The sequence below is a fragment of the Microbacterium sp. Leaf436 genome (genome assembly GCF_001424715.1).
In the GTDB taxonomy this organism is placed as follows: Bacteria; Actinomycetota; Actinomycetes; order Actinomycetales; family Microbacteriaceae; genus Microbacterium.
In genome coordinates this window covers 191373-209239 of the sequence record NZ_LMRB01000001.1, presented here as the reverse complement: position 1 = coordinate 209239, position 17867 = coordinate 191373, and the positions used below count along the sequence as shown (strand labels likewise).

Genomic DNA, 17867 nt, shown 5'->3' with positions numbered 1-17867 from the left:
GCGTGAACCGCGGCCAGCCGGTCGGGCGCGTGCGTGTGCACGACCGTGGAGAGTTTCGTCGACACGCCGGTGCGGGATGCCGCGGGCGGGGGTGTCCGTGACGCCGCCGGCCACCGTGTCTCGACGGCGGAGCACCTGGCCCAACGGGCGCTGGGCCGCCGCCTAGGCTGGGACGGAAGGAGTCGCATGTCGTCGAGAGCAGGTCGCGCCGCCCGCGCGGGGCGCGGTGTCGCCGCCGCGGCCGTGGCGACCTTCCTCGCGACCGTGTCGCACGCCTCGGTCGGGTCGCAGCTGCCGCCCGCGCTGAACGTCGGCATCGCACTGTTCCTGGCGGCGCCCGTGTGCGTGCTGCTGGCCGGACGCGCGACGTCGTGGTGGCGTCTGTCGGCGGCGGTTGCGTTCAGCCAGGCGCTGTTCCACGGCATCCTGACCCTCGACCTGCGGGGCGACGGCGTCGCCGCCGGCGGCGGGCACCACGGGGGAGCGGCCGCGCTCTTCGACGCCACAGCCATCCACGGGGCCGCAGCTCACGCGTCGCACTCGCCGTGGATGTGGGCCGTGCACGCCCTCGCCGCGGTGGTGACGATCGTGGCGCTCGGCCGCGGGGAGCGGGTCGTGCAGGCGATCGCGCGCTTCGTTATCGCGGCGCTGTCGGTGCTGCGCCCGCTGCGCGGCCTCGGTCCGCGGGCGGATGCCGTTCCCACGGTGCCCGCGCCGCTGCTGCTGACGACGCCGATGACGGTGTTGTCGCCGATGAGGCACCGGGGTCCGCCGCTCGCGGCCTGACCTCGACCCCTCATTTCGCGCGTGAAGCGCCACTTCGGCGTGCGCACTCTGCAGAAAGCAGCACCATGTCCCGTACCCCCTTCCTTCGTCGTGCCCTCGTCGGCCTCGCCGCCGGCGCGGCCCTCGCGATCGCGGTCCCCCTCGCGGCATCCGCGCACGTCACCGTCAACCCCGACACCGCCACCCCGGGCAGCTACGCCACGGTCAACTTCCGCGTTCCCACCGAGTCCGAGACGGCGTCGACCGTCAAGCTCGAGGTCACCCTGCCCACCGACACACCGCTGAGCGCCGTGCTCGTGCAGCCCGTCCCGGGCTGGACGGCCACGGTCGAGAAGGGCGCCCTGCCCGCGCCCGTCGAGGTCGACGGCAACACCCTCACCGACGCCGCGCTGAAGATCGTGTGGCAGGCCGACCCCGGCGTCGGCATCGGCCAGGACCAGTTCCAGGTCTTCTCGGCCGTGCTGGGACCCGTGCCTGACACCGGTCACGTGGTGCTGCCCGCCGCGCAGACCTACTCCGACGGATCGGTCGTCGACTGGGCCGCGACGCCCGACGAGGTCGCCGCCGATGACACGCTCGAGCCGGCTCCGGTGCTCTACATCAACGACACCCCTCCCACGGGCGCGCACAGCCACGGCACGGCGTCCGCCGCGCCGTCGCACGAGCACGACGCCGGTGAGGCGTCGGCCTCGGGCTCGGCATCCGACTCGTCGGGTGTGGCGCTGGGACTCAGCATCGCCGCGCTGATCGTCGCCGCCGCCGGAGCGGTGCTCGGCGCCCTCGCCCTGTCGCGTCGCCCGAAGCGCAGCTGACCGTGCGGGCACCGCGCGCCCTCGGGCGCTCCCTGGCGGTCGCGGCGATCGCGCTGGGCGCCGTGCTCGGCGGGGCTCAGGCCGCGTCGGCGCACGACAGCCTGGTCTCGACCTCGCCCGCCTCCGGCGACACGGTGTCGACGGTGTCGGAGGTCACCCTCGACTTCAGCGCCAATCTGCTGGGGTACGACGGCGGCAACATCGTCGTCGTGCTGGGACCCGACGGCCGGCACTACGAGGCCGACTGCGTCGCGCTCGCCGGGCCCACGCTGAGCGTGCCCGTCGAGCTGGGGGCACCCGGCGACTACACGGTCGAGTGGCGCGCGGTGTCGTCCGACGGGCACCCGGTCTCGGGGACCTTCCCGTTCACCTCCACCGCCGCGGGCACGTCCGTGGGGTCGGACGACTCGCCCTGTGCGAGCGCCGTCGGCTCCGCGGCTGCGCCGGCCGAGTCCGCGTCATCCGAGACCGGCGGACCGTCGGGCCTCACGGTGGGGCTCCTGGTCGGCGGCGGCGTCGTGGTTCTGGTGGGCGTGCTGGTCGTCGTCATCGTGCGCACGCGTCCGCGGGAGGAGTGAGCCGGTGGCCGGGGAGCGCTGCTCCCCGGCCACCGTTCGCGGAAACGTGTCGAGTGGGATGCCGCACGCGGGCGCCGGGGGCGCGACCTACAGGCTCTGCCCCGGCACCGAGAACGTGTCGCAGGCGTTCACGCCGCCCTCACGCCCGGTGTCGAACCAGCGCTGACGTTGCTCGCTCGAGCCGTGCGTCCAGCTCTCGGGGTTGATCGCCCCGCCCGATTCCGCCTGGATGTGGTCGTCGCCGACGGCCGAGGCCGCGGCCAGCGCATCCGTGATCTGCTGCTGCGTGGGCGGCTCGAGGTACGGGGTGCCGTCCTCGTCGACCTGCTCGCCCACCGCGGCCACCCAGGCCCCCGCGTAGCAGTCGGCCTGCAGCTCGGTGCGCACGCCGTTGCTGTCGGGACCTGTGCCGTCGTTCGGGTACTGCTCCATGACGCCGGTGAGGTTCTGCACGTGGTGGCCGTACTCGTGGGCGAGCACGTACAGCTGGGCCAGCGGGCCCGCCGTGGTGTCGTACTGCTCGCGCAGCAGGGCGAAGAACGTGGGGTCGACGTAGACCGTCTGCTCCGGCGGACAGTAGAAGGGCCCGGTGGCGTTCGAGGCCGTGCCGCACTGCGTCGAGGTCGCACCGTCGACGATGATCAGCTGCGGCGGGGTGTACCCGTCGAGGCGCTCCTGCCAGAACTGGTCGACGCTGAGCGAGGCGGCCGCCAGTCGACACGAGTCGTCGGTGTTGGCATCCTGGCCCGTCTGACAGCTCGTCAGGGCCTCACCCCCACCCGCGGGGGCCGCGGGCGCCTGGCCGCCGCCGATGAGCCCGGTCAGGTCGGTGCCGGTGAACAGCGAGAAGAGCAGCACCACGATGGCCCCGAGGCCGACCGTTCCACCGCCCACCGCGGCGATCGTGCCGCCGCGGCGCTTGGCGGTGTTGTTGCCGACGCGGGCGTTGTCGTTGAAGGTCACGTCCGTCACCGTAACCGGGGTGGGGCCCACGCCGGCAGGGGCTGGACTTCTCGGCCGCCCCTGCTTCCGCGTGCGGGCGTCGCGCGCCGAGGGCGTCGAGCCCACGGGAGTCGTCAGAACCCGGGGGGCCTCAGACGATGCGTCGCACCGCCGCGTCGGCGGGCGGGGGTGCGGTGCTCTCGCGCACGACGAGCTGGGGCCGCTCCGATGAGAAGCGACGCCCGGTCTCGCCGGCGATCTCGTTGAGCAGCAGTTGCAGGCCGCGGCGGCCGAGGCCGGCGAAGTCCTGGTCCACCGTCGTGAGCGGCGGCGTCCACAGCGCGGAGAGCGGGTGGTCGTCGAAACCCGCCACCGAGATGTCGTCGGGAACCCGGCGGCCCGAGGCCACGATCCCGCGGATGACGCCCATGGCGATCTCGTCGTTGCCGCAGAACACGGCGGTGACCGAGGGATCCTCGGCGAGCCGCCGACCGATCTCGATCCCGGACCGCGGGTCCCAGGTCGCGTCGCTGAGCGCGGGGATGACCGCGCCGCGACGTTTGAGGGCTCGTCGCCAGCCGGTCGTGCGTCCGTCCTCGCGCCGCGACGGCGGCACGCGCACGTGGTGCACGGTGGCGTGCCCCAGATCGAGCAGGTGGTCGGTGAGTTCTTCGGCCGCGCGCGACTCGTCGAGCACCGCCTGCCGCAGACCCGACTCGCGCACCCCCGACAGCGCGACCAGCGGCAACGACGCCGGGATGCGGTGCAGGGCGGCGACACCGGGCGGGTCGAACTTGAGCACGCAGACGCCCGCGAGCGGCTGGGCCAGGGTCGCGGCGATCGCCCGGTCGATCTCGCCCTCGTCGGTGCTCTCGACGACGGTGATCATGACCGTGTAGTCCTCGGCGCGGGCGGCCTCTTCGATACCGCGGATGGTCTCGGCGTAGCCGTACTGCGACGTGTCTCCGGCGATGACCGCGATGACCTGGGCCTTGCGCGACGCCAGCACCCGGGCGGCGGCACTGGGGCGGAAGTCGAGGGCCGCGATGGCCGCCTCGACGGCCTCGCGCTTCGACGTGCTCACTTTCGCCGCGCCCGTGAGCACCCGCGAGACCGTGGGAACGGACACCCCCGCGCGCGCAGCCACGTCGGCGATCGTCGCCGCCTTCGTGCGGGGGGGGGGGGCCATCGTGCTCCGTCGGTGTGGAGCGGCGAAGGTCATTTGACGGCGCCGCTGGTGATGCCCGAGATGATCTTGCGCTGGGCCACCATGAAGGTGATCAGCAGAGGCAGGCTCATCAGAATGATGTAGGCGAAGATCAGATGCCAATTCTGAAGGTACAGACCGGCGCTCGCCACCTGGTACAGGTTCAGCGGGAGCGTGTCGAGCCGGCCGCCCACCACGAACAGCGCGTAGAAGACGTCGTTCCAGTCGTCCGGTCCATTCGGTGTGCTCGGTACCCGCGTTGCCCTGGCGGCTCTGCCTGAGTTCGCGCCGGGCGAGACGCGATCGATCAGCGCGACCGTACACGACGTGTGGCCCACTTTTGCCACCGAGGTGCAGACACGTTTCGACCCCGTGGCCATCGATACCTCAGGCATCTCGGGGGCACCGGCTGTGCGGCAGACGACCACGATGAGCATCCCGTGGTCTCAGCTCGGAATGCTCGCGGTACTCGTGCTCGCGGCCGTGCTTCTCATGTGGCGCGGCCGAGCGAAGAAGGCGTCCGTGCAGCGGATGATCGAGAACGCCCGCGAGGAAGGCCGACGTCAGGGTCCTCCCACGCTGCGGGGGTCGCTCCTGATCGTCGGCGTTCTGGCTGCCGGTATCCTCTCCTCGCCTCCCGCGCCGAGCTGGGCGGACACGCCCGCGGGCGAGGTCTCGGTGCACGTCGACGTGACGCCGCTCCCAACGCCCCTGCCCTCGCTGCCGATGCCTTCGCCGACGCCCACGAATGCCGGATCCTCTCGCTCACCCTCCGGCTCGCTCGCCGAGAGCGGCAACGCGGCCGAACCGTGGCTCGCCGTCGCTGCGTCCGGGGGGCTCCTGCTCGGGGTCGGCGGCGTGTGGACCGCCGCACGCGCACGGGTCCACGACCCGCGCTGACCGATCGCCGGCGGGTGCGGCGACGCAGCGATGAGGGGCCCACTCCCGGAGTCGTCGTTTCGCCACCGACCGGACGGCGGCACTCCTCGGCGCGGTATCCGCGAGAAACCCCGCCCCCTCCGAACCGCCGAGGAGGACGGGGCCCGGAGAGGGGCGGGGCAGGGAGTTCGCCGGGACACCCCCACGGCATCCCGGCGAACGGTGGTCAGGCGGTGGGTATCCACACGCGCATCGCCGCCGGTCCCCGCTGAGCCCACTGGTGGTACGGGACGAGGGGCACGGTGTGATGCGGGTGGTCCGCCGGAGGAGGGAACGAGCCGTACGGCCAGGCGGCATCGTGGACCGGCTGCTCGACAGCGGTGACCCACAGCCGGCCGTCGTGCTCGTGCACACCGTCGGCGACGTCGACTCGCACGGTGTCGAACTCGGCGGTGGGCACGTCGACGGACTCGAGCGCGTACACCTCGGGTCCGCGCTCCACGGCGACGCACCCGCGCACGGCGTCGATCCGCGAGTCGGCCGAGCGGAAGCGCGCCGTCATCGGCAGCGTCAACTCCACGACGTCGCCGGCGCGGAAGGCCCGACGCACGGTGACCGTGCCGGTGCTCGCCTCGCGGCTCTCGTCGGCCGTGGCGGTGACGAGGCGCACGGTCGCGCCCGCGGCCCATGCCGGCACCCGCAGCGAGAGGGCCCAGGGGTGCGCGGTATCTTCCGTGATCCGCACGCGGACCGTTCCATCGAGCGGGTAGGCCGTCTCGATGTCGAAGGCCACGCGCTGGCCGTCGGCGAGCATCGTGCGCACCTCCGCCGGGGCGTACTGGTGCACCTGGATGCCGTCGGCGTCGGCGGTGGCGATGTAGGCGTCGAGGCTCGCGAACGTGCGGGCCACGTTCGGCGGGCAGCACGACACCTCGAACCAGGGCGCGCGAAGCGACGACGAGGCACGGAGGGACGTGCCGTTCGGATCGGCCGGGATGCCGGGAACGCGCTGGTGCAGCGTGTTCGAGTAGTAGAACGACTTCCCGTCCTCGCTCGGCGAGGTGGCCACCACGTTGAACAGCGTGCGTTCGATGAGATCGGCGTACTTGGCGTCGCCCTCGGCGAGCAGGAGGCGCCACGAGAACATGATCGACCCGATGCCCGCGCAGGTCTCCGAGTAGGCGCGATCCGGCGGCAGCTCCCAGTCGTCGCCGAAGGCCTCGTCCTGGTGATGCGAACCCTGTCCGCCCGTGATGTACGTGCGGCGCGCCACGGTGATCTCCCACTGATGCCGCAGCGAACCGAGCAGATCCGCGTCGTCGCGTTCGACGGCGATGTCGACGGCTCCCGCGGCGAGGTAGTTGGCCCGCACCGCGTGACCATGCAGCACCGTGGTCTCGCGCACCGGGACGTCGTCCTGGAAATAGGACCGCCCCCACTCGATGTCCTCGAGCGTGCGGCGGCCGCGACGGTCGACGAACAGGTCGGCCTGTTCGAGGTAGCGCGGCTCTCCGGTCACCCGGGAGAGCTCGGCCAGGCCCACCTCGACCTCCGGGTGTCCGCAGACCTCGGCACGCCCGTTCGGGCCGAACCTCTCGTAGACGAGGTCGGCGGCACGACGCGCGACGCCGAGCAGACCGTCGTCGGAGCCTGGCCGGGTGCGCTCGCGCGCGACGGCGGCCTGGAAGAGGTGGCCCAGGCAGTACAGCTCGTGCCCCCACTCCAGGTCGGACCAGCGATCGCCCTGACCGGTGCGGCCGAACCTCGTGTTGAGGTAGCCGTCGGGCTCCTGTGCGGCGGCGACGCGGGCGACGACGGCGCGGAACGTGCGCTCGAGGTGGGCGTCGTCCCCACGCCCGATCTCCCAGGCTGCGGCTTCGAGGTACTTGTACACCTCGGAGTCGGAGAACTCCCGGCCGCGGCGGCCCGCGGGCAGGGTTCCGGCCGCGGCGCGATCGAAGTTGGGCAGCCAGCCCTCGGATTCGAGGCGACCGAGCACGTGTCCCAGGGTCGCGGCGGCGTTGATCCGCTGACGCTCGCCCCAGAAACCTCCGGTGATGCGGACCTCGTCGAGGCCGAGCGGACGCAGCGTGCCGCGGCTGGGCGAGACGGGTGCGACGGGTTGCACGAGTGGGGGGGTGGTGATGGTCATTCTTTATCCCTTGAAGGCGCCCGACATGAAGCCGCGCACGTAGTGACGTTGAAGGATCAGGAACAGCACGATGCAGGGCAGCGCGAGCACCACGACTCCGGCTTCGGTGACGCCGTAGTCGATGACGCCCATCGTCTGGCCGCGGAGATTCGCCACGGCCAGCGGGAGCGTGATGCGGGACTGGTCGTTGATCAGGATGAGGGGGGCGATGAAGTCGTTCCACGCCGTGAGGAAGGCGAACAGCCCCACGGTGATGAGCCCGGGCTTGACCGCGGGCAGCAGCACCCGCCAGAGGGCCGAGAAGCTCGTGCAGCCGTCGACCAGGGCCGCCTCGTCGAGCTCGCGCGGCACGGACTCGAACGAGATGCGCATCATGAACATCGAGAACGGCAGCTGGAACATCGTCAGCACCAGGGCGACACCGACGAGCGAGTTCTGCAGGCCGACCGCGTTCAGGATGACGTACAGCGGAATGAGCAGCGTGGCGTAGGGGACCATGAGGATCGCCAGCACCGACAGGAACAACAGGTTCTTCCCGGGGAACTGGAAGCGTGCGAAGGCGTAGCCGCCGAGGAACGACACGACCAGGGTCAACACGACCGTGAGCACCGAGACGAAGAGCGAGTTGCCCAGGTAGACCCAGATGCCCGACTGGAAGTTGGCGAGGGTCGCGTAGTTCGCGAAGCCCCAGCCGTCGGACTGGCTCGTGCCGGCCTGCGGGCTGACCGAGGCGACCCCGGTCCACACCAGCGGGTACAGGAAGATGATCGCGACGGCGCCGGTGAAGATCTTCGACGGCAGACCCCACAGCAGGGCTCCCGACGGTCGGCGTCGATCCCGTGAACCAGGGGCCACGATGGCCCGCGTGCTGGCAGTGGCGGCGGGGGAGGGAGTGGTCAGGGCCATGTCAGGCCTCCTCGGGACGACGGAACGCGCGCAACTGCACGGCATTGATGACGACCAGGGCGAGCAGGATGATCACCGACAGCGCAGCGGCGACGCCGAGGCTGTTCTGGCCTTGGAAGGCGATGTTGTAGATCAACTGGACGACCGTCATGGTGCTGTTGTCCGGTCCGCCCTTGGTGAGGATGTAGAACTGGTCGAACGCCAGCAGCGACCCCGTGACGCACATCACCGTGGTCAGCGCGAAGGTGGGGCGCAGCAGCGGCACGGTGATGTCGCGGAAGATCTGCCAGCGGGAGCCGCCGTCGATGCGGGCAGCCTCGTAGATGTCCTCCGGGATGCCCTGGAGCCCGACGAGCAGCAGCAGCATGTAGAAGCCCGCGAAGCGCCAGACGATCAAGAAGACCGTCGACCACAGGGCCCCTTCGGGGGTGCCGAGGAACGTGACGCCCCACGACTCCATCAGGCCCGAGAACGGACCGGCGATGGGGGAGTACAGCACGTAGAAGAGCAGGGATGCCGAGGCGAGACCGAGCGCGCTGGGCAACAGGAACGCGGTGCGGAGGAATCCCTTCCACGCGGTCGATTCCTGCACGAGCAGGGCGAGGCCGAGCCCGAGACCGATCAGCAGCACCGTCGTGATCAGCGTGTAGAGCACGGTGAAGCGCACCGAGTCCCAGAACAGTCGATGATCGAGCGCCTCGACGAAGTTCTCGGGGAAGTTCGGACCCATGTTGCCGCGCAGGAGCGGCCAGTCCGAGCCGGACATCTGCAGCACCAGCAGCAGAGGGATGACGAAGAGGGCGATGATGAACAACGCCGTGGGGGCGGCGTACAGCCACCCCTGGACAGGTCCTCCGAGCGCGGAGCGCTGGTAACGCGAGCGCCGGGGAGTAAGAGTGCGGGCCACGATCTTCCTTCCGGGGGTGTGGGGGTGCCGTTCGGGCGACACCCCCACAGATGGGTTACTGCGAGAGGATCGCGGTGATCTCTTCGTTGTCGGCTTCGACCGAGTCGCCGTCGTTCAGCACGGCGTTTCGGACCAGGGTCAGCCAGGGGCTTCCGGGCGCGTTGAACGCCTGCTGGAAGTTCAGCGCCACGGGGGTCTTGCCCTCGCCGGCGACCTCGTTGATGGCCACCTGGCGGGGGTCCTTCGACGAGAATTCGTTGTCGGCCAGATCCGAGCGGGCGACCGTGCTGCCGTCCTTTGCCAGCACGCCGACCTGCGCGTCCTCCGACGTGAGCCACGACAGGAAGTTCCACGCCTGCGGGGACTGCTTCGAGTCCTTGGAGATGCCGATGCCGTCACCGCCCACGAAGGTGGATGCGCCGCCGTCGACGCCCGGGATGCCCGAGACGCCCGCGTCGAACTCGAGTCCCGACAGCAGGGTGGCGGGGAACGGCATGATGCCGACGTTGCCCTCCTGGAAGCCGGCGACCCACGTCGCACCGGTCTCATCGGCCGAGCCGGGAGCGACGGCGCCGGAGGACTCGAGGTCCTTCCACGTGGAGTAGACCTCCTGCGCGGCGTCGCCGGCGAGCAGCGACTCCGTGCCGTCGGCGTTCAGGACGTCCTCACCGGAGGCCCAGACCGACGGGAACCAGGTGAACAGAAGGCATCCACCGCAGTTCAGGCCCGTGGAGGTGCCGGACACGCCCGGCTTGCCGAGGGCCTGCACGGCCTTCGCAGTGGCGGCGAAGTCGGCCAGGGTCTCCGGCGCCTTCTCCGGGTCGAGGCCGGCCTCGGCGACGAGTTCCTTGTTCCACATCATCACCGAGAGGTCGAGCACGAACGGTAGAACGTGCTCCTTACCGTCGAGGGTTCCCGCGCTCAGGTGGCCCTTGTTGATCGAGTCCTTGTACGAGAGTCCGTCGATCTGGGCGGTCACGTCCTGGAACAGGCCCTGCTCGACCCAGTTGGGCACGTAGACGATGTCGGCGGCGAAGAGGTCGGGCAGGCCGCCGGAACCGGCTGCGGCACCCACCTTCGCCACGTAGTCGTCGTTGGGGACGACGGTCAGTTCGACCTGGTTCTCGTGGCTGGAGTTGTAGGCCTCCACCAGCTGCTTGGCCTGCTTCTCGAGCGGCGCGCGCGTCCACAGGGTCAGCGAGGTGCCGTCGTCCACGCCTTCGGCGGGGATGTCGGCGGGGACGGCGTTCGTGGAGGGGGCGGAGCAGCCGGTGAGGGCGAGCGCTCCTGCCAGCACGGCGGCAGCGCCTCCCCGCCAGAGAATGGTGCGACGTCGGGTAGTGGTCATTGCGGGTCTCCTTGGCTCATCGGTGAGCGGCCTCGCGCAGGCGTCCGTGCCCACGGCTCCCGCTTCGAAATCTTCGAAAGCGGTTTCGCCATTCTGTCCCCGACGTGGGCGGCTCGTCAACTGCGCTCCGATAACCTTTTAGCAACGGGAGGCGCGATGTCGAAGAGAAAAAGCGGGGTACCGACGCTCAGTGACGTCGCCGAAGCGGCCGGAGTGTCTCTGTCTACCGCGTCGAAAGCGTTGAACGGTCGAGGCGATGTCGCCGCCGCCACCCGTGCGCGGGTCGAAAGTGCCGCTTTCGAGCTGCGGTTCACCCCGAACCCCCTCGCGCGGGGATTGCTGGCCAGCAGGTCGGGCACGGTCGGTCTGCTGACCAACGACCTGGAGGGCCGTTTCGTGCTGCCCATCCTCGCCGGAGCAGAAGACGCCCTCGGCGCGGGCAGCGTCAACGTGTTCCTTTGCGACGCGCAGGGTGACGCCGTGCGCGAGCAGCATCATCTCCGCGCGCTGTTGAGTCGCCGGGTCGACGGCATCATCGTCGTGGGCAGCCGCACCGACGCCCGTCGCTCCCTCGGACAAGAACTCTCCGTCCCGGTCGTCTACGTGTACAGCCCCTCCGATGACGATCGAGACCTCTCTCTCACGCCCGACAACCTCACCGGCGGTCAGCTGGCCATCGAGCATCTGGTCAGCTGCGGCCGCAAGCGCATCGCCTTCATCGCGGGGGATCAGAGCTACCGGGCGGCGACGGATCGGTGGGAGGGCGCCCAGGCGGCGCTGCGTGCGGCCGACCTTGAGCTCGTCGGCGCACCGATGTACTCCGAGTGGTCCGAGCACTGGGGCCGCGACGCCGCGGCCACGCTGCTCGAGCGCTACCCCGAGATCGACGCCATCTTCTGCGCCTCCGACCAGTTGGCCCGCGGGGCGATCGACACGGCTCGGGAGCTCGGCCGCCGCGTTCCGGAAGACCTCGCCATCATCGGGTACGACAACTGGCTCCCCCTCGCCGCGAACTCACGGCCGGGACTCACGAGCATCGACGCCAACCTGGGAGAGCTGGGCAAGCAGGCCGCGGAGCGGATCTTCCAGGCGATCGACGGTGTCGAGATACCGCACGGCGTGCACCACCTCCCGGTGCGTCTCGTCATCCGGGGTTCCACGATCGCCCGCCGGTAGACGCCCTCGAGGGCGTCCGCCATCGGAGCGGGGCTGGGCCATCCTGGGGGGAGGCAGCCGAAGCGCTGCGACGACACCCCAGGAGCACATGAACATGAACACCCCCCGCCGCGCACTGATCCTCGTCGACGTGCAGCAGGACTACTTCTCGGGTCCGCTCGAGATCCGCTTCCCCCCGCACGCGCAGTCCCTGCCGCAGATCACCGCCGCGATCGAGGCTGCCACCGCCACAGGCATCCCCGTCGCCGCCATCCAGCACCTCGCCCGAGAGGGCGCTCCGGTCTTCGACCCCACGACGGACGGCTTCGCGCTGCACCCCGCGGTGGAAAGCCGTCTGGGACCGGATGCCAAACGCCTCACCAAGCGGTACGGCACGGTGTTCGCGGGCACCGACCTGCTCGACTGGCTGCGGGCGCACGAGGTCGACACGATCACGTTGGTCGGGTACATGACGAACAACTGCATCATCGCGTCGGCCGCCGAGGCCGAGACGCACGGCCTCGCCGCGGAGGTGCTGTCGGATGCCACGGGGGCGATCCACCTCGCGAACACCGCCGGCTTCGCCGATGCCGAGACCGTCCACACGACGCTGATGACGCTTCTGCACTCGAACTTCGCCGCGGTGGCGTCGACGGCGCAATGGCTCGATGCCGTCACCGATGGCACGGTCCTCACGAGCGACAACCTCGCGCAGTCCGCCATCGCGGGAGCTGAACGCGCCGCTCGGCGGTGACCCCGGTGCCGGGGCTCAGCCCAGGAACTCCCGCGCCGCCACGACCAGGTTCTCGACGCCACGGTCGATGGTCGGCTGCATGACGGGGGCGAAGTACGGCGAGTGGTTCGTCGGGATGTCGCGCTCGATGGTGCCGCCGGCCAGGGCATCGGCGAAGGCCTGCGGGTCGACGCCGCCCCAGAACCAGAACACCAGCGGAGCGCCCGACTCTCGCGCGAACCACGACACGTCCTCGCTGCCGGTGAACATGCCCGGGTCGACGACGCCGGCCTCGCCGAACGCGCGGTGGAATGCTCCGGTGAGCCGGGCCGTGGCATCCGGATCGTTGATCGTGGGGGGAAGGGTGTGGTCGGTCGAGATGGTGGGGGTCTGCTCGGCTCCGGATGCCTCGGCCTCGGCGCGGATGATGCGCTCGACCTTGCTCATCACGCGCGCGCGGGCGGCGTCGTCGGGGTAGCGCAGGCTGAGTTCGAGCTTCGCCTCGGCCGGGATGATGTTGTTCTTCAGCCCCGCGTGGATCGAGCCGACGGTGACGACGGCGACGTCGCGCGGGTCGACCTCGCGCGAGACGACGGTCTGCAGGCGCATGACGGTGGCCGCGGCCATGACGACGGGGTCGATCGTGGAGTGCGGGCGCGAGCCGTGGCCGCCGCGACCGTGCAGCACCACGGTGAGGCCGTCCGAGGCCGCCATCTGCGTACCCGGGCGCACGCCGATGACGCCGGCGGGCAGGGGGGTGACGTGCTGACCGAGCACGATGTCGGGCTTCGGGTAGCGCTCGAGCACGCCGTCGGCGATCATCGCCTGCGAGCCGGCGCCGTACTCCTCGGCGGGCTGGAACACGGCGACGACGGTGCCCGACCACTCGTCGGTCGTGGCGACGAGGCGTTCGAGGGCGCCGATGAGCGCGGTGACGTGCATGTCGTGCCCGCACGCGTGCATGACGGGAACGGCGTTGCCGGCCGGGTCGGTGCCGCGCGCGGTGCTGGCGTAGGCGAGGCCCGTCTGCTCCTCGACGGGCAGGCCGTCCATGTCGGCGCGGAGCCACACGACGGGGCCGTCGCCGTTGCGGATCGTCGTGACCACGCCCGTGCGCCCCACGCCCTCTTCGACCTCGAGGCCGAGGTCGGCGAGGTGGCGCGCGATGACGCCGGCGGTGCGCGTCTCTTGGAACGACAGCTCGGGGTGCGCGTGCAGGTCGGTGTACAGGCTTTCGAGGTCGACGCTCATGGATCGAGCCTAGTTCGCGCCTGCCCGCCCGTGTGGGGCCCCCGCACGCGCCGTGCTCCGGCCCCGCCGTGCCCGGCGCTATGCCGTGCCCCGCCCCGCCGTGCCCCGCCCCGCCGTGCGACGCGCCGAACACAGGTCCGGCGCCCCCCAACCGTTGAGTGTCCAAGACACGCCGCGTGTGCGGGGGCGGGTGCGGCGTTTCTTGGACCCTCGACGCAGCTTCGTCTCCGGGGGATGCGGCGCTACCCCCCCCTGTTGAGTGTCCAGAACACGCCGTGTGTGCGGGGGCGGGTGCGGCGTGTCTTGGACACTCAACAGGGGTTCGCGGGGGCGGCGATACCGGATGCCGTGGGGCCCCGCAAGCCGTCCGGTCCGGCCGAGTGCGACGGCGAGGCTGATCGCATGACCACCACACACTTCGACTACCTCATCGTCGGCGGCGGAATGGTCGCCGACACCGCCGCCCGCGGCATCCGCGAGATCGACCGCGACGGGTCGATCGGCATCCTGAGCGACGACGTCGACGAGCCGTACACGCGCCCGGCCCTGAGCAAGAAGCTGTGGACCGACGACGAGTTCACGTGGGACAAGGTGCCGCTGGGCACCGCCGACGACACCGGCGCCGACATCCGTCTGCGCACGCGCGCGACGGCGATCCGCCCCGACGCGCACGAAGTGGATGCCGACGGCGAGACCTTCGCGTACGGCAAGCTGCTCGTCGCGACCGGCGGAAAGCCGGTGCCCCTCCCCGTCGAGGACCGGTCGAACGGCGAGCGGGTGCTGTCGTTCCGCACCGCCGAGGATTACCGCCGCCTGCGGTCTCTGGCGCAGGACGTCGACCGTATCGCCGTCGTCGGCGGCGGGTACATCGGCTCCGAGCTGGCCGCGGCCCTCGTGCAGAACGGCGTCGACACCGTGCTCATCCACACCGGGGCCGTGCTGGGCGACGCGGTGTTCCCCGCCGCGCTGGCGGAGCGCTTCGAGAAGCTCTTCCGCGACGCGGGGGTCGAGATCGTCGCCGGCTCCAAGGTCGAGGGCGGAGAGGCGGATGCCGCGGGCGTGCGGCTCTCGCTCGAGAACGGCGACGAGGTGCGCGCCGACGCCGTGGTGAGCGGCCTGGGCATCGATGTCGCGACCGACCTCGCCGAAGGCGCGGGGCTCACGGTCGACGACGGCGTCGTGGTCGACGCGCAGCTGCGGTCGTCGGCCGACGACATCTGGGCCGCGGGCGACGTGGCCAGCTACCCCGATCGACTGCTCGGACGCCGCCGTGTCGAGCACGTCGACAACGCCAACGCGCAGGGCACGGCCGCGGGTCGCAACCTCGCGGGTGCCGCCGAGTCCTACACGCACACGCCCTACTATTACTCGGCCGTCTTCGGCATCCGGTACGAAGCGGTCGGAACCCTGGATGCCGAACTCGAGACCGTCGAGGACTGGATCGACACCGAACGGGGCGTCGTCTACTACCTCGACGACGGCCGTGTCGTGGGCGTTCTGCTGTGGAACGTCGAAGAGGCCCGCGATGCCGCTCGAGCGGTGCTCGCCGACGCCGACACCCTCACGCGCGACGACCTCGTGGGGCGCATCCGCTGACGGTGGCGCGGGCCACGGGGCTTTCGGCCCGTGGTCTGCTCGGCGGCGGCGTATCCGCGCGGCGCGGGTCGTCGCTAATGTGAACGCGTGCCGTGAGCCTGATCGCGATGCCACTCACCCGGGAGCTCTCTATGTCGTCTGCCCTGATCCATCTCTCCGTTCCCGTCGACGCGGCGCGCGACGCGGTCGCCGCCGCCCTCGGTGAGCAGGGCTTCCGCGTGCAGCCCACCGCGTCGGGCTCGCTCGACGTGTCGCGGGGGAGCCTCGGCACCACTCTCGTCGCCGGGGCGTTCGCCGGGCAGGACATGCACGTGCGGTTCGATGTGCACTTCGCGCCGGAGCAGGGCGGGGCGACGGCCGCGTTCGAGCACTCCGCCGCCGGCGGCTTCTTCAAGGGCGGGGCGATCGGCGCGGCGAAGTCGGGTGACGTCGTGAGCGAAGCGGCGCACGCCGTCGGTGTGCGCCTCGCGCAGCAGGGCCTCGTCGTCGGTGCCGTGCCCGCCCCGTCCGACGTGGCGGGCGACCCCGCCGCCGCCGACCCCGCTTCCGCCGACCCGGCGCTCGCCACCGCCTCCGGGTACCCGGGCTATCCCGGTGCCGCGGCGCCGTCGGCCGGATACACGGCCGGCGGGTACCCCGCCGGAGCGATCCCGCCGCCCGTCGACTACGCGAACCGCACCAACGTCGTCTCGATCGTCGCCATCGTTCTCGGCTTCGTCGTTCCCCTCGGCGGCATCATCGCCGGAGCCGTCGGCCTCGCGCAGATCAAGCGCACCGGCGAGAAAGGACGCGGCCTCGCCCTCACCGGCATCATCGCTGGCTCCGTCCTCACGGTGCTGACGACCCTCGGCGTGATCGCCCTGATCGTCTTCGCCGTCTTCGCCGAGAGCCAGTCCTCCGCCGACCCGTTCGTGCCGCCGTCGACGTCGGAAGACGGCGGAGTCACCATCGCCCCCGGCGAGCCGACGCCCGACGACGTCTACGTCCTCGCCGTCGGGGAGTGCCTCGACGCCCTGCCGAGCGGGTACGTCAGCGACGACAGCTTCGTCGACTGCGCGACGCCGCACAGCTACGAGGTGTTCGCCGCGTCCTCGCTCGCCGACGGACCCTTCCCGGGAGATGACGCCATCACCGCCCAGGCCGAAGCCGTCTGCGACGCGGAGTTCGCGAGCTTCATCGGACTCTCGTTCGCCGACTCGACCCTCAACGTCGACTACTTCGCCCCCGTGGGCGAGACGTGGGCCGAAGGAGACCGCGCCGTGTCGTGCCTGGTGTCCGATCCGGCCGGCGAGGTCTCGGGCAGCCTGGCGGGTTCCGCGCGCTGATCGCGGGGCGGGGGTTCCGCGCGGCAGAAGGCCGCGCGGGCCACGTGCGCGGCAGGACTCCGGCTCAGCGGCCGTTCTCCGGGCCGCGGAGCCCCGCACGCCCGGTTCTGCAGGAGGTGTGCGTCACACGGGCGCGGCGGGCGCCGCGGACCTCCGGGAACCTCCCTCCGGTCCTCGTGCGCAGTCACGCCCCGCAGAAAGCAACCGCCCTCGCCCGTAGCTCCGGGGTGGCACGTGGGCCCGGCGACCTGACCGGCCGCGGGGCTCAGCGCCCCGACTGAGCCGACGACGGTGGCGCCGTCGAACCGCGGTCGACGAGCTCGAACGGTAACGTGCCGCGACCCGGAGCGGGGTCGGCTCCCTCGAGCGCGGCGAGCACTGCTTCGGCGGCGCGCGCGCCCTGCCCCCGCGCGAATTGATCGACCGTGGTCAGGCTGAACCAGCGCCCCAGCTCGTGACCGTCGACGCCGATGACCGACACGTCCTCGGGCACGCGCAGGCCGAGCTCGCGCGCCGCGAGGATCGCCCCGATCGCCATCTCGTCCGAGGCCGCGAACACGGCGGTCGGTCGCTCCGCCGTCGCCAATACCCGCGTCGCCGCCGCCGACCCGCCCTCGATGGTGAAGTCGGCCGGTTCGACCCGCGGTGCCGACAGGCCCACGTCGGCGAGAGCGGATTCGAAACCCCGCCGACGCAGTCCCGGCACCGACGACGCGGCGTCGGTGGTCACGTCCGCGCCGATGTGCACGAGCCGGCGATGCCCGAGCTCGAGCAGGTGCGTCGTGGCCAGGCGCCCGACCGCGAGGTCGTCGACGGTCAGGGTGGTCAGCTGCGGGTGGGGCCCGGCGATGGCGACGATCGGAACGCCGAGGCCGCGAAGAGACGCCGACTCCTCGGCATCCACCTCGATCGCGATCGTGATCACGGCGTCGATGCGCCGGCGGCGCAGGTGATCGTCGAACACGCGGCGACGTTCGGTCGGGTCGGCGCTCACGCTGTACAGCGTGATGTCGAAGCCCTCGCGCACGAGGGCGTCGGAGATGCCGGCGAGTACCGTGCTGAAGAACCAGCGGTCGAGGAATGGCACGACCACCCCGACCGCCCGCGCCCGTCCCGTGGCGAGGCTCGACGCCGCGGCCGACACGACGTAGCCCAGTCGCTCGGCCGCGGCGAGCACGCGGTCGCGGGTCGATGTCGAGACGGGGCCGCGTCCGCTCAACGCACGCGAAACCGTGGCCGTCGACACCCCCGCCGCGCGGGCGACGTCGTCGATTCCGGCCACGGTCTCGC

At 71.4% G+C, this 17867-nt stretch carries 17 protein-coding genes; 8 read left to right on the top strand and 9 right to left on the bottom strand.

Annotation, left to right across the window (positions count from 1 at the left end; all coding sequences use genetic code 11):
- Positions 1 to 186: 186 nt before the first annotated feature.
- The 3 genes from ASG45_RS00905 to ASG45_RS00895 all read left to right on the top strand — a co-directional run bounded on the left by ASG45_RS00905 (position 187) and on the right by ASG45_RS00895 (position 2176).
- Positions 187 to 786, top strand: coding sequence for a hypothetical protein (locus tag ASG45_RS00905; protein WP_055832102.1), 600 nt, complete (start codon positions 187 to 189; stop codon positions 784 to 786).
- Positions 787 to 851: 65 nt separating this feature from the next.
- Positions 852 to 1598: a YcnI family copper-binding membrane protein gene (locus ASG45_RS00900; RefSeq protein ID WP_055832100.1), complete on the top strand. Its 747-nt coding sequence runs from the start codon at positions 852 to 854 to the stop codon at positions 1596 to 1598.
- 2 nt (positions 1599 to 1600) lie between these two features.
- Positions 1601 to 2176: a copper resistance CopC family protein gene (locus tag ASG45_RS00895; RefSeq protein ID WP_055832098.1), complete on the top strand. Its 576-nt coding sequence runs from the start codon at positions 1601 to 1603 to the stop codon at positions 2174 to 2176.
- 87 nt (positions 2177 to 2263) lie between these two features.
- Here the strand turns inward: ASG45_RS00895 and ypfJ are convergent, their stop codons facing one another.
- The 3 genes from ypfJ to ASG45_RS16540 form a co-directional block, all read right to left on the bottom strand.
- Positions 2264 to 3139 carry a KPN_02809 family neutral zinc metallopeptidase gene (ypfJ, locus tag ASG45_RS00890; RefSeq protein ID WP_055832096.1) on the bottom strand — a complete coding sequence of 292 codons (876 nt, stop codon included), beginning with the start codon at positions 3137 to 3139 and terminating at the stop codon, positions 2264 to 2266.
- A 130-nt stretch (positions 3140 to 3269) separates the two neighbouring features.
- Complete coding sequence (locus ASG45_RS00885; RefSeq protein WP_055832094.1) at positions 3270 to 4307, bottom strand: LacI family DNA-binding transcriptional regulator; 1038 nt, start codon at positions 4305 to 4307, stop codon at positions 3270 to 3272.
- A 29-nt stretch (positions 4308 to 4336) separates the two neighbouring features.
- A complete protein-coding gene (locus tag ASG45_RS16540; RefSeq protein ID WP_235560509.1) occupies positions 4337 to 4762 on the bottom strand; it encodes a hypothetical protein in 426 nt (141 codons plus the stop codon).
- Between ASG45_RS16540 and ASG45_RS00875 the strand changes: the two genes are divergently transcribed.
- A complete protein-coding gene (locus ASG45_RS00875; protein ID WP_156459318.1) occupies positions 4755 to 5225 on the top strand; it encodes a hypothetical protein in 471 nt (156 codons plus the stop codon). The genes ASG45_RS16540 and ASG45_RS00875 overlap by 8 nt on opposite strands.
- A gap of 205 nt (positions 5226 to 5430) precedes the next feature.
- Here ASG45_RS00875 and ASG45_RS00870 read toward each other — a convergent pair whose 3' ends face one another.
- From ASG45_RS00870 to ASG45_RS00855, 4 genes are read right to left on the bottom strand one after another with little or no spacing between them, the layout of a single operon-like run.
- Entirely contained in the window at positions 5431 to 7356 is a 1926-nt protein-coding gene (locus tag ASG45_RS00870) for a glycoside hydrolase family 127 protein (protein ID WP_055832088.1), read from the bottom strand.
- Between the two features lie 3 nt (positions 7357 to 7359).
- Entirely contained in the window at positions 7360 to 8262 is a 903-nt protein-coding gene (locus tag ASG45_RS00865) for a carbohydrate ABC transporter permease (RefSeq protein ID WP_156459317.1), read from the bottom strand.
- 1 nt (position 8263) lies between these two features.
- Positions 8264 to 9169 carry a carbohydrate ABC transporter permease gene (locus ASG45_RS00860; RefSeq protein ID WP_235560510.1) on the bottom strand — a complete coding sequence of 302 codons (906 nt, stop codon included), beginning with the start codon at positions 9167 to 9169 and terminating at the stop codon, positions 8264 to 8266.
- A 55-nt stretch (positions 9170 to 9224) separates the two neighbouring features.
- The gene (locus ASG45_RS00855; RefSeq protein ID WP_055832086.1) at positions 9225 to 10517 is read right to left on the bottom strand and encodes an ABC transporter substrate-binding protein; all 1293 of its coding nucleotides are present in this window, start codon (positions 10515 to 10517) and stop codon (positions 9225 to 9227) included.
- A gap of 156 nt (positions 10518 to 10673) precedes the next feature.
- Here ASG45_RS00855 and ASG45_RS00850 point away from each other — a divergent pair, with 156 nt between their 5' ends.
- Together ASG45_RS00850 and ASG45_RS00845 are read left to right on the top strand one after the other, a co-directional pair.
- A complete protein-coding gene (locus ASG45_RS00850; protein ID WP_055832084.1) occupies positions 10674 to 11693 on the top strand; it encodes a LacI family DNA-binding transcriptional regulator in 1020 nt (339 codons plus the stop codon).
- A gap of 94 nt (positions 11694 to 11787) precedes the next feature.
- On the top strand, positions 11788 to 12426 hold the full coding sequence (locus ASG45_RS00845) for an isochorismatase family protein (RefSeq protein WP_055833115.1): 639 nt from the start codon (positions 11788 to 11790) through the stop codon (positions 12424 to 12426).
- 15 nt (positions 12427 to 12441) lie between these two features.
- On the opposite strand, the gene ASG45_RS00840 is transcribed toward ASG45_RS00845, so the two are convergent.
- Positions 12442 to 13656: an amidohydrolase gene (locus ASG45_RS00840; RefSeq protein ID WP_055832082.1), complete on the bottom strand. Its 1215-nt coding sequence runs from the start codon at positions 13654 to 13656 to the stop codon at positions 12442 to 12444.
- 402 nt (positions 13657 to 14058) lie between these two features.
- Between ASG45_RS00840 and ASG45_RS00835 the strand changes: the two genes are divergently transcribed.
- Together ASG45_RS00835 and ASG45_RS00830 are read left to right on the top strand one after the other, a co-directional pair.
- On the top strand, positions 14059 to 15252 hold the full coding sequence (locus tag ASG45_RS00835) for an NAD(P)/FAD-dependent oxidoreductase (RefSeq protein WP_055833112.1): 1194 nt from the start codon (positions 14059 to 14061) through the stop codon (positions 15250 to 15252).
- A gap of 131 nt (positions 15253 to 15383) precedes the next feature.
- Positions 15384 to 16577 (top strand): DUF4190 domain-containing protein, encoded by a 1194-nt coding sequence (locus tag ASG45_RS00830; protein ID WP_055832080.1) that lies wholly within the window; start codon positions 15384 to 15386, stop codon positions 16575 to 16577.
- Between the two features lie 265 nt (positions 16578 to 16842).
- On the opposite strand, the gene ASG45_RS00825 is transcribed toward ASG45_RS00830, so the two are convergent.
- Positions 16843 to 17859 (bottom strand): LacI family DNA-binding transcriptional regulator, encoded by a 1017-nt coding sequence (locus tag ASG45_RS00825; protein ID WP_055832077.1) that lies wholly within the window; start codon positions 17857 to 17859, stop codon positions 16843 to 16845.
- Between the last annotated feature and the right edge of the window lie 8 nt (positions 17860 to 17867).